Raw genomic sequence first — 12017 nt, 5'->3', positions numbered from 1 at the left:
CGTGGCCATGGCGTGCGTCGAGGGATCGAGCCAGTACCACGCACCGTTTAGGTTGAGCCAGCCGGAGGCGAGGGCGCCGGAGCCAGTCGCGTAGTACCAGGTCCCGCCGTCGAGGACCCATCCGGTCGCCATCGCGCCGGAGCTGTTGAACCAGTATGCGGAACCGTTGCACGCGTGGAGGCCCGTCGCCATGGCGCCGCCCGCGTCGGGGTCGAGCCAGTACCAGGAGCCGCCGGTGTAAAGCCAGCCGGTCGAGGCGATACCGTCAGCGAACCAGTACCAGGAGCCGTCGACGAGGCCCCAGCCGTTAAGAGGGCCGCAGCTGCCGAAGTAGCGGCGGACGCCCTGCGCATCAGTCTGGTAACCCGTCAGCATGGCCCCCGTCCGGGCGTCGAAGCAGTAGGGCACGCCGCCGACGGATACGGGGCCGCGCGCCAGCGCGCCGGAGCCCGTCGCGTAGTACCAGGTCCCGCCGTCGAGCACCCAACCGGTCGCCATCACGCCGGACGAATTAAACCAGTACAGGGAGCCGTTGCACTCGTGAAAGCCCGTCGCCATGGCGTGCGTCGAGGGATCGAGCCAGTACCACGCACCGTTTAGGTTGAGCCAGCCGGAGGCCAGCGCGCCTGAGCCCGTCGCGTAGTACCAGGTCCCGCCGTCGAGCACCCATCCGGTCGCCATCGCGCCGGAGCCATTGAACCAGTATGCGGAGCCATTGCACTCATGGAGCCCGATGGCCATGGCGTGCGTCGAGGGATCGAGCCAGTACCAGGCCCCATTGGTATAGAGCCAGCCAGAATGCAACGAGACCGGATTGACTGAATCCACATAGAACCAGTTGCCGTCAAACGAATTCCAACCCAGATTCCATTTAACGGATTCTTGAGCAGGACCATCATCGATTGAATCGGAAGGAGAAAGAGTCGAGGGGACGGATTGCCTCTCAATATCAGTAGGGATAGAGGAGCTTATGGGTTCTGCGTTCGCGATATCAACCACACCGGGCCCAGCGAGCAGTAGGGTTGAAAGAATGATTAGGATTAATATTATTCGCTTTTTCCTTGCCATGTGCAGCCCCCAGTAGTAACCAATTTTTACATAAACATAGTCTACAAATGGATGGCTAAGAGCAATATGTAATTAGAAAAAAGCAATTAAAGAAGAGCTGCTAGCCAAGCCATACACCATTGCTAGCAAAAGAGTATTGCACCCCATCGATTTCTTGAACACCCGTAGTCATTGCGTGCGTCGTGGGGTCAAGCCAGTACCAGGCGCCGCCGACGTATGCCCAGCCGGAGGCCAGCACGCCTGATCCCGTCGCGTAGTACCAGGTGCCGCCGTCGAGGACCCAACCGGTCGCCATCGCGCCGGAGGCGTTGAACCAGTACGCGGAGCCGTTGCACTCGTGGAGCCCAGTGGCCATGGCGTGCGTCGAGGGATCGAGCCAGTACCACGCACCGTTTAGGTTGAGCCAGCCGGAGGCGAGGGCGCCGGAGCCAGTCGCGTAGTACCAGGTCCCGCCGTCGAGGACCCATCCGGTCGCCATTGCGCCGGAGCTGTTGAACCAGTATGCGGAACCGTTGCACGCGTGGAGGCCCGTCGCCATGGCGCCGCCCGCGTCGGGGTCGAGCCAGTACCAGGAGCCGCCGGTGTAAAGCCAGCCGGTCGAGGCGATACCGTCAGCGAACCAGTACCAGGAGCCGTCGACGAGGCCCCAGCCGTTAAGAGGGCCGCAGCTGCCGAAGTAGCGGCGGACGCCCTGCGCATCAGTCTGGTAACCCGTCAGCATGGCCCCCGTCCGGGCGTCGAAGCAGTAGGGCACGCCGCCGACGGAAACGGGGCCGCGCGCCAGCGCGCCGGAGCCAGTCGCGTAGTACCAGGTGCCGCCGTCGAGGACCCATCCGGTCGCCATCGCGCCGGAGGCGTTGAACCAGTACATGGAGCCGTTGCACTCGTAGAGCCCGGTGGCCATTACACCGCCCGCGTCGGGGTCGAGCCAATACCAGGCTCCGCCCTGGCGCAACCATCCGGTATACGCTTTGCCGTCAGAGGTTGCGTAATACCAAGTGCCCTCTTTTAACTGCCAGTAATAAAGAGAGACATCAACATACGCGTAATTCATATCAACATTTCCGCTAATACCAGAAACTTTTCCGCGGCTTGTATACTGCCAAAAGCTGTAACTGGCGGTATAGTGACATTGGGAGTTGTATTGAGCAATCCAATGATCCCAAGAACCGCTCTTAAATACAGGGTCGGTCAATATATTGTTAAACCAATTTAGGTTTGCATAAATGCCTGGCTTATATCCAGCACTAGAAATCTTATTACAGAATGTCTGAGCTCTAGATGCAATTCCGGATTGACGACCATCTGCAATAATTGTCTTGTCCTCAAGATCGTAATACACCGGTAGCCTAGGATTGTGCCCCGATAGGCAGTCAATCACCATGGACGCCTCATCGGCTGCCTGTTGATTATCAAAAGCATATGAATAGACATAGACGCCGTAGGGAATTCCGAGTCGCTCGCACTCAGAAATATTTCGATTAAATTGATAGTCAACTCGACCGCCGAAAGACGGAGCGCCAAACCCAACGCGCAGAATAGCGAAATCGATGCCAGAAGCTTTAACTGCGTCCCAATCAATACGCCCTTGGTGCTCGCTGACGTCAATGCCCTGAGCTGTAACCCCATCGGGAAGAGCGTCCATAGACAATAAAGCTATTCCGTCTTCTTCGGAAGAAGCATCATCTGAAACTAATTGTCCACCCTCATAACGCCAAGAATTCTCAACCAGAGTCTGAGCAGCCTCTGCATCCGCAGGGCATACAAACATAGAAACGGGCGCAAAGAGCATCAGCACCAACAATGCCGAAAACAACTTAAGATGTTTGTTCATGTAAACCTCGTCATTCGCTCTTGATTGCGTCTAGCTTACAGCATAGCTATGAAAGATTCCCGAACATCTAACAGGACAAGATGCCATCTAGGACAATAAATAGTTGGGCGCAATGCTGCAAAGAAAAGAAGAACTTACCGGCAGGGTTGAACCCGCAGGCTCATTGCCCCCTCCTCTTGCCCCCAAGAATACCGACTTCAAATAAACTTTCAAACCAGATGTCAAAAAGGTAGGGGGCCCAGAGAGTCCCCTACAACTCGGAATTCTAACGAATCAGTATTACTTTCGATGGGCCCAAAGCGGTCAAACCGGAGATGCGATTTCCATAACCATCACTATGCCAGAACAAATTTTCGCTCGGCGAATTGCCCCAGAAAAAGCCAATGTGGCTATCGTCCGCATATGGGTTGTAAGGATTGAAGAACACAATGTCCCCCTTACGAGCCAAACCACTACGTAACAACTCATCAATAGAGTTGAAATAAGTCACGTTCGCACACGTATCGATAGCGTAGCCGTACCAACGATAAGCGTTTACGCAGCCGCCCCTTCCGGGACCTCCACTCCAAGGGGAATGGCTCTGCTCGGCGGCAATGGGAGCTAAATTCCCGCCCGCCTTCATATATGCATGCGATACAAATCCACCACAATTCATGCCCGTATAACCGTCCCAACGCGGATCACCCTTTGGGTACATGCACGTTTCCTGGCTGAGATGCGTGTCGTAGCGTGTTCCACGGTAATAGCCGTCGTTTTCGTGGCTCATAAGCCAATTGACCAAGCTGGACCTATTGACCCCCAAAACAGAACCAGACGTATTCAACCATGCACCACTTGCATTGAAGTAATAGTCAACGCCATCGATTTTCAGCCACCCGTTAGCAAACATGGCACCCGAAGGCTGGAGCCAGTACCACGTACCGCCGTCATTAAGCCATCCAGTTTTCATCTTGAATGTGGAAGGGTCCATCCAATACCACGCACCGTTGACATATTGCCAACCAGACTTAAGGACACCATTGGAAGATGCGTAGTACCAAGTATTGCCACTTTCGTCAGAAGCGTCTTTCGACATAATCCAACCAGACGCCACGTTAACGACACCATTCGCATCCGCATAGAAAACCGCATCTCCAATATGAATCACACCTGGCAATGAAGACGAGTCAGTACGATCAGCGACTACAGGAGATCCATCAGATGAAGTAGGCAACGGCTCGCTCAGTGCTCCAGACGAATTCGCCCATGCCATACCATCGTTCAAGTTGATCCAGCACGAAGATGCCATTGCACCGGAATCATAAGAAAAATAGCGCTTGCTTCCTACCGCAAATTCACCAGTACGCATTGCGCCGGATACATCATCAAGGTAATACCAGGCGCTTCCGGACTTTATCCATCGCCCTCGTTGAATAGCTCCGTTTGATGCGGCGTAATACCAAGTACCATCAGCAAGTGCCCAGCCTGTTGCCATGGCACCTGAGCTCGTAAGGAAATAGGTGGACGAGCCCACTTGCACAAAGCCCGTGAGCATAATATGGCTTCCTGGATCCAGGTAATACCAAGAATTCCCTAGAAGTAACCAACCTCCATGCAGTAAGCCGTTGGAGTCAGCGTAATACCAGTTGTTGTCAATAAGTGCCCACTGGGAGGATAGCATGGCCCCTGAACTGTTAAAGATATAAGAGGTGCCATTGCATTCATTCAGCCCGGTGGCCATAGAACCGTCTGCAGGATCAAGCCAGTACCAACGACCCCCATCCGAGAGCCAGCCCTTTACCAGAGCGCCAGAGCCGGAAAAATAATGCCAGACAGAAGCATCAAGATGCCATCCGATAAGCATTGCACCAGAAGAAGAGAATCCATACGTGGCTCCCCCAATCTGCAGCATCGCATCGTGGACCATCTTGCCCTCATCATCCAGCCAATACCAGTTGCTGCCGTCTGAAAGCCAGCCTTTTACCATGGCGCCAGAACCGGAGAAATAACGCCAAGCAGAAGTGGAGCCCGTAGAATCTAGGTACCAGCCGACACGCATTGCGCCCGAAGAGGAGAAGGCATACGTCGCACCCCCGACTTGAACCAACCCATCCTGAGCCATTCGACCTTCGTCGTCGAACCAGTACCAGCTACCGTCTATATGTCTCCAAGAAGAAACAGCGATTGTTCCGTCGGACAAGCCCCAACGCCAAAAACCAGCCCCTTCTTCGGGTGATATCCACCCCTGATGCCAAATAATTTGATTCGAAACCTCGGAAGGGGTCTCATTATCCACCTGAGAGTTCTGCTCGACAGCGAAGGTCGATTCGCGCTGAGCATCAACGCCTGACTCGACAGAAGCAATAGCAACGTTAGATGCGGGACCTTCGTCAGTGTTATTCGAATCAAGGGCGTATAACATCGAGGGCGAACCCAAAAGGAGCCCAAAAGAAATGAGGCCCGAAAAAGCCAGCACTCCGAATGACCATTTCTTCATAACAGCACGGTATCCAATCACGCAGCGGCCCCGTCGCTTCAGGGCAACGGGGCCTCAATCAAAACTAGCTCAGTAATGTGCTAGCCAATTTGCTGGCAGTTTTTGCACTCTCGTGAAGCGCCACGCCTCTGGGCCTCCTGAATAGAGATCTGCGAATAGCCCTTTGCGTCCTTACCAACGGTACGGCACTTATGCGTATGGTAAACATCGCTACCGTTCTTATACCAAACTAAACCGTAGCCCGGAATCCACTTGCCGTCCTCGCCGACATAGTAGGAGCCAACCCAGGCATTCGTAGCCATGGCACCGGAAGACTGGAGGTAGTAGTCGCCGACCCAGGCGTCGTGAGCCATAGCGCCGGAACCGCTAAAGTAGTACCAGGCGCCGCCGACCTGACGCCAGCCGGTGGCCATCGCGCCGGAATCGTCGAACCAGTACCAAACTCCACCAACGTTAGCCCAAGAGTTAGAGGCCATAGCGCCCGAACCTCCGAGCCAATACCACGTGCCGCCATTGCTGAGCCAGCCGGTTGCCATGGCGCCCGAACCGCTCGCATAGTACCAAGAGCCGCCTGCCAAGAACCAGCCAGTGGCCATTGCACCGGAGTCGCCGAACCAGTACCAGGAGCCGCCGAGGCTGCGCCAGCTGTTAGCGACCATGGCGCCCGAGCCGTCGAGGTAGAACCACGTACCGCCGATGTTGAGCCAGCCAGTGACCATCGCACCGGAGGCATTAGTGTAGTACCAGGTACCCGAATCGTTGATCCAGCCAGTCAGCATGACCCCAGATTCGTTGAAATAGTACCAAGCCCCGCCGAGATTATGCCAACCGGTCAATAGCTCACCGTCGGAGGTCGCATAGGACCACTTTCCGTAGATGGAGTCGTAGAACCAGCCACTATGCTGCATGCGGCCATCGGCGTTGGCACCAGGGGTGTTCAGGAAGTAGTTCTTGCCGTCAATCTGAACTCGGCCGTATGCCATATCATGGTTTTCGGGATAGAAGTAATACTTGTCCCCACCGATAGACTGCCAGCCCGACACCGCGGTCCCGTCAGCGCCAAAATAGTACCAGACAGCTTCGTATTCGTTATGCCACTGGTTCGTGACCATGGCGCCAGTTTCGGGATCGAAATAGCGAAGGTTGCCGTCCTCGCACCGAACGAGTCCAGTCTTCGGACGACCGTCGGAACACCATTCCGTAATCGGTCCACCGCCTCCGCCACCGCCAGCAATATCAGCAAATGAGGGCGCCGGGGCAACCGTCATGCAGGCAGCAGCAAATGCAACAACTCCCAGCACTGTTAGTCCGTGCCATCTTTCTCGAAGGTTTTTCATACGACATCCTTTTTCCGAGATTTAAGGCTCTCTTAAGTTATTTTTAAACTATCAATTCAGTATTTCAACGGGAAATCGATAAAAGGTGTCTTTGTGACTGCAATTTAAATATGAGTCGCCACACCTCAACCGTTACGCTAAATAGCTTCTAAGGCAAACTTAGCGCATGAGCGAACTGATTAAACGAGTGAACTGAATAATAAAGCAACAAAATACAAACCTTGGTCATCAATCACATCTACCGCGGGCCGATAACGCCCGCCTCATGTGCTGCGATATAATCAATCTCACTAGATGCCAAATCAGCAAGCCGAAGGAGCTGACGTGCTAACAATTCACTATGGTGATATGGAAAACGTTATCTACAACACGTCCGTTTACTTCGATAACGTATATTCGCCCCAGTGGTTTCAAGACTCCTTTGCCCAAAGGGTCATAAAATCCATCGACAAAGGCACCGTGGTAGGCCCCAATGCAATCGATACCAAGATTCTAGGCATCATTCCTCCCGAGAAACTATCCAGCGGCACCAAAACGCTACTGCTTATGTACTTTATGCCGCAGAATATATATAACGCCTCAAATTGCGGTGATAATTGCGCCTACTGGATTCTGAGGATCGCCGCGCAAAAGGATCTAACAATCAATCTCTACCACATAATGGATTTTGGAAACGGCAAATTCACGGTAACCATTGCAAATACGGGCGATATAGTCCACACAATGTTTGACCTTGTCCCCATAGCTGGAAAATGCCTAAGGGAGAACTCCTGATGCGCGGATCATACAAGGTAATTATTCAAAATAACCGGGTTCAGTTTAAACTGACCATCAATAGAAATCTGACCATCATCCAAGGTAACAGTGCTACAGGCAAGACAACTCTGCTTGATATGGTGGCAGCTCACGAAGAGCTTGGGGCACAAAGCGGCGTAACAGTAAGTTGCAAAGTGCCCTGTAAAACAATATCTGGAAAATATTGGCGTAGAGATCTCCAAGAGATTTCCAGCAGTATTGTTTTTATTGATGAGGGCAATACTTTTGTTCGATCAAGAGAATTTGCCCATGAAGCAAAGCGTAGCTCAAACTACTACGTAATTGTCGCCAGAGAGTCACTGCGCCAACTGCCCTATAGCGTTGATGAAATCTACGGTCTTAAGAACACCAACCGAACCACAACGAAGTATCCCGTTTACTCTCGTGTCTACACCTCTACATATCGTATTTACGGTGATACTGATTTTAGAGGCGAGAGGCCCGAGCTTGTCATTGTCGAGGACACAAATTCGGGCTACGAATTCTTCAGTTTGCTATGCAAAAAGAGCAGCATTAAATGCATCAGCGCGGGAGGCAAATCAAATATTTGCAACTGCATTATGGACGCACCGGAAAACGACATCCTCGTGATTGCCGACGGTGCCGCCTTTGGACCAGAAATTGCGGAAGCAGCTGCTCTATTGCGCCGAAAGAACATCAAGCTATTCCTACCGGAATCGTTTGAATGGCTCGTGTTGAAGTCGGGATTATTCAACAGCAAACACATTAAGGACATGCTGCTTAACCCCGCTGAACATATCGAAAGCTCAAAGTTCTTTAGCTGGGAGAAGTTCTTTACTGCAGAACTCATCGAATGCTCACGAGACACACGTTTTCGATATGACAAGAGCTGCTTGAACGAGGAGTACCTGAACCCCACCGCTCTTGCAGCTCTGGAGGATACTTTGCCGGACCTTGGCATTACTTCGCACTAAAACGAGAAGTACTCACTGTCGGAGGATAGGTTTGGTCCGAGCCACGGGTCGCCATCGAGGAAGAACTCAGGCCAGTGCTGCATGAACAGCGCCTGCTCACGCTTCCAGCGGCGCAGCTTTTCCTCGTTGGCCTCTTCCCTGCCGCGCGAGGTGAACTCGTAGTGGTACAGCTCGGCATAGGGCGTAAAGATGGTGCGGTAACCCGCCTCCCACACGCGCAGGCAAAAGTCTGCGTCGTTAAAACCGACGGCGAATTCCTCGTTGTAGCCGCCGACGCGCTCAAATACGTCGCGTCGCACCATCTGGCAGGCACCCGTCACGGCGCTAAAGTTGCCCGGGCGCACGGCACGGGCAAGATAGCCCTCGCGCTTTGCCGAGAAGTCCTGGTTGGTATGGGCAAGTGCGCCACGCACGCCAATCAAAATGCCGGCATGCTGCACCAGATGATCGGCAAAGTAGAGTTTGGCGCCCACCACGCCCGCATCGGGACGCTGCAGATAGCCCATCATCTCTTCGATAAAGTCCGGGCTTATGACCTCGGTATCGTTGTTCAGCAGCAGCAGGTAGTCACCCTTGGCGTGCTTCACACCAAAATTGATGATCTGAGAGTAATTGAACTCGCCCGGCCAGTACACAACGCGCGCGATGCCCTTGCCTTCGGATGCTGCAGCCACGCGCTCTGGCAGGGTTTCGTAATACGCAAACGTCTCCGGGGCTTCACTGTTGTTCTCCACCAAGACGATCTCGTAATTGGTATACGTGGCCTTCTGGGCGATCGACATCACACAGGCATCGAGCGTCTCAATGTGATCCTTGGTGGGGATCACAATGCTCACCAGCGGCGCAGGCTCCGGCAGCGCATGGCGCATGCGGTAGACAAACGGCGTCTCGGTCTCCTCGACCGTTCCGTGAACGCCCAGCGCGTTAAAGTGGCGCTGCAGCGCAAGACGACCCGCTTCAATGGCATACGGCTTGCTATCGGCAGAGCCATCGGCGGTCGATCCCGGATGCACGCGCCAGTGATACAGCACATGCGCAACGTGCTCAAAGCGCGCGCCGGCTGCAAGGCAGCGAAGCGTCAAGTCGTAGTCCTGGGCGCCCGCAACGTCTTCTGGGGACATACCAATGTGATCGATGAGCGCCTTCTCCACCATCAGGAAATGCGTCACGCAGTTATGGCTATAGAGCAGGTCGACGTTGAGTACGGTCTTAAAGACCGGCTGGCCCCACTCCCCCGTTTTCTGGAACATGTCCTCATCACAGAACAGGACCTGGGGACGCTCGCCCTCGGCCGCCTTGTTCAGCGCGGAAACATACTGGAATAACGCGTCCGGTTCCAGAATGTCATCGTGGTCCAAGAAAGCGATGTAGTCGCCTGTCGCTTGCTCGATACCTGCGTTGGTGTTGACCACAATGCCGCCGTTGCCGGGAAGCTCGATGCGACGGATGCGCTCGTCGTTGGCACCTGCCGCAAGGGTGGCCACCGCGTCCCATTCGGGCGAGGCGTCCATAAGCAGCAATTCCCAGTTGTCATAGCTCTGGGCTTGCACCGATTCCAGCAGCTCGCGCAGGTAGACCCGATCAGTCTTGTAGCACGGCACCACAATGCTCACGAGCGGTCTATAGGCAAAGGCCGCCGAAGCGACACGCTGGCACGCCAAATCGCCCGGCTTTGCGCGATGCTGCTCAAACCAACATCGATAAGCTGCGTCGTCTGCACGCGCGTCCTTCATACGGTTCCAGCTGTCGTCGACCATGCCGTTGTACAGGCGACCATCCATGGCGCAAAACCCGCTTTGGATCCGCTCTGTGGGATCGCTCACGATCGCGACAAAATCTCGTATATCCTGAGGCATCTCAACACTCAGATACGATTTATTGATGCGGCATCCGTTCTGCTGCGGAACATCGACCTGCGATTCAAACACATGCACGGTAACATCGATGGCATTCATATGCGTATCGAAGATCTGGAGCTCAGGCGCGCACTGGGGGTCTCCCGCCCAGGTAACCTCATAGCGCCACACCGCGCCGACGTCTGCCGGCAAATAGCGAATGGCATCGATCTCGTAGCGGCCGCAGTGTTCGCCACGCTGCGCATCGCGGATAAGCGCGCACAGCGCAGGCTTTGCTTTGTAGTTAATCTTGGATTCCAATTTGGCCACGCGGCTATCGAGACGAATAGAGCCCAACCTTTGGCCACCGGATGCAAAAACGGCATCCATCGACGAGCCATCCAAAAACGGAAGCACCAAAACGGCGAGCTCGCGCTCGTAATCGGAAACGGAAGGGCAAAGCGCCAACACACGGCCATGATCGACTGGGAGCACCAGCGACGGCACACAAGAACCGCTCGTTGTCGCGTGGGCAAACGCTTGAGAACCCTCCCGTTCAATAAGCGCGGCGACATCCTGACCGGCAAAACGAAGCAGCACAAACAGACGGCCCTGACTGCGGCAAAGTGCCAAACGCTTGATACTCATCTACACTTCTCGCTTTCCCAGGGCGTTCGCTGCCATGCGTTTGCAGGCACCCAGGCGCCCAAACCTCAAGACGTCGTAATCGAACATGAGCTTTTTGCACAAACGAGCAGCAGGGGCCTTACCGATAAGTGCCGCGCGCACCATGGCGGCAACCGAAGGAGCACATTGTGCGAGCGCAGCATCGTTGTCCACGGCAGAACCGTTAAGCGCCGCGGCAACTGCAGCAAACACTTTGCCGCAGTCCGAACCCAGCAGCCTGAGCGCGTCGTACAGCACCAGATCACACAGGAAGTACGCCAGGTCATCAGCATGCTGTGCGTCGAGACCGTCGCGCTGCCAGTCAGCCAGCATAGCGGAGTAAATCTTCACGTGCTCCAGCAGACGTGTCTCGTCGTCGTAGCGCATGGTGTCCATGAGCGAACCCTTGCGAGCCACGCGATAGTCGTACAACTTGTTCGAGATAAGCGCGGTCTTGTGCGAACGACCGTACACGGCAAAGTCGAAGACCTGGTCCTCGCCATACTTAACGGTTTCGTCGAACACGATCCCGTTGCCCAGCAAGAAGTCGCGCTTGCAGGCGGTGCGCCATGCAAAGGGACGAGACGCTTCCTTAAACAGCAGGTCGGAGCTATAGCCCTCAAACGACACATCGCGCGGGCTAAGCACATAGTTAAGCCACGGATACCCCGCCTCCAGCGGATACGGATTCGCGCCAAAGGTCAAAACGTCGCAGTCCTCGCACTCAAAGGTATCGACGATCACGCGGCATGCATCGGGCGTAAAGCGGTCGTCGGAATCCAAAAACGCGACGATAGACGCCGTGGACGCAGCGATGCCTGCATTACGTGCACTCGACAGGCCGCCGTTCTCCTTATCAACCAGCCTAAAGCGCGCGTCCTTATCGCAATAGGCAGCCGCAATATCGCGCGAACCGTCCGGCGAGCCATCGTTGACCAGCACACCTTCCCAATCGGGCATGTCCTGCGCAAGCAGGGAGTCCAAGCACCAGGCCAGGCACTCCTCCACCTTATAGACGGGAACGACAACAGAAATCTTGGGGTTAGCCAT

At 54.7% G+C, this 12017-nt stretch carries 7 protein-coding genes and 1 pseudogene; 2 read left to right on the top strand and 6 right to left on the bottom strand.

Annotated features, from left to right (window positions below; all coding sequences use genetic code 11):
- From I2G40_RS08165 to I2G40_RS08150, 4 genes and pseudogenes are all read right to left on the bottom strand, one after another.
- Positions 1-1068 (bottom strand): annotated as a pseudogene (locus tag I2G40_RS08165) (N-acetylmuramoyl-L-alanine amidase family protein); the annotation flags it as partial.
- Between the two features lie 100 nt (positions 1069-1168).
- The gene (locus I2G40_RS08160) at positions 1169-2902 is read right to left on the bottom strand and encodes a GH25 family lysozyme (protein WP_195544763.1); all 1734 of its coding nucleotides are present in this window, start codon (positions 2900-2902) and stop codon (positions 1169-1171) included.
- 265 nt (positions 2903-3167) lie between these two features.
- A complete protein-coding gene (locus tag I2G40_RS08155) occupies positions 3168-5399 on the bottom strand; it encodes an N-acetylmuramoyl-L-alanine amidase family protein (protein ID WP_147334525.1) in 2232 nt (743 codons plus the stop codon).
- Between the two features lie 59 nt (positions 5400-5458).
- Complete coding sequence (locus I2G40_RS08150) at positions 5459-6679, bottom strand: hypothetical protein (protein WP_158554609.1); 1221 nt, start codon at positions 6677-6679, stop codon at positions 5459-5461.
- 360 nt (positions 6680-7039) lie between these two features.
- Between I2G40_RS08150 and I2G40_RS08145 the strand changes: the two genes are divergently transcribed.
- Positions 7040-7489 carry a DUF4869 domain-containing protein gene (locus I2G40_RS08145; protein WP_138112761.1) on the top strand — a complete coding sequence of 150 codons (450 nt, stop codon included), beginning with the start codon at positions 7040-7042 and terminating at the stop codon, positions 7487-7489.
- The gene (locus tag I2G40_RS08140) at positions 7489-8466 is read left to right on the top strand and encodes a translation initiation factor 2 (RefSeq protein WP_117746656.1); all 978 of its coding nucleotides are present in this window, start codon (positions 7489-7491) and stop codon (positions 8464-8466) included. Before I2G40_RS08145 ends, I2G40_RS08140 begins: the two co-directional genes overlap by 1 nt.
- Here the strand turns inward: I2G40_RS08140 and I2G40_RS08135 are convergent.
- Complete coding sequence (locus tag I2G40_RS08135; protein WP_195544762.1) at positions 8463-10949, bottom strand: glycosyltransferase family 2 protein; 2487 nt, start codon at positions 10947-10949, stop codon at positions 8463-8465. The two genes, I2G40_RS08140 and I2G40_RS08135, sit on opposite strands and share 4 nt — an antisense overlap.
- The gene (locus I2G40_RS08130; protein ID WP_195544761.1) at positions 10950-12017 is read right to left on the bottom strand and encodes a glycosyltransferase; all 1068 of its coding nucleotides are present in this window, start codon (positions 12015-12017) and stop codon (positions 10950-10952) included.

The organism is Collinsella aerofaciens, assembly GCF_015558785.1.
GTDB classification, from domain to species: domain Bacteria; phylum Actinomycetota; class Coriobacteriia; order Coriobacteriales; family Coriobacteriaceae; genus Collinsella; species Collinsella aerofaciens_P.
This window is presented reverse-complemented; position numbering and strand designations above follow the sequence as displayed.

Coding starts and splice junctions, on each gene's coding strand:
- I2G40_RS08135 (WP_195544762.1), bottom strand. CDS start 10,949: ATGAGTATCAAGCGTTTGGCACTTTGCCGCAGTCAGGGCCGTCTGTTT.
- I2G40_RS08130 (WP_195544761.1), bottom strand. CDS start 12,017: ATGGCTAACCCCAAGATTTCTGTTGTCGTTCCCGTCTATAAGGTGGAG.
- I2G40_RS08140 (WP_117746656.1), top strand. CDS start 7,489: ATGCGCGGATCATACAAGGTAATTATTCAAAATAACCGGGTTCAGTTT.
- I2G40_RS08160 (WP_195544763.1), bottom strand. CDS start 2,902: ATGAACAAACATCTTAAGTTGTTTTCGGCATTGTTGGTGCTGATGCTC.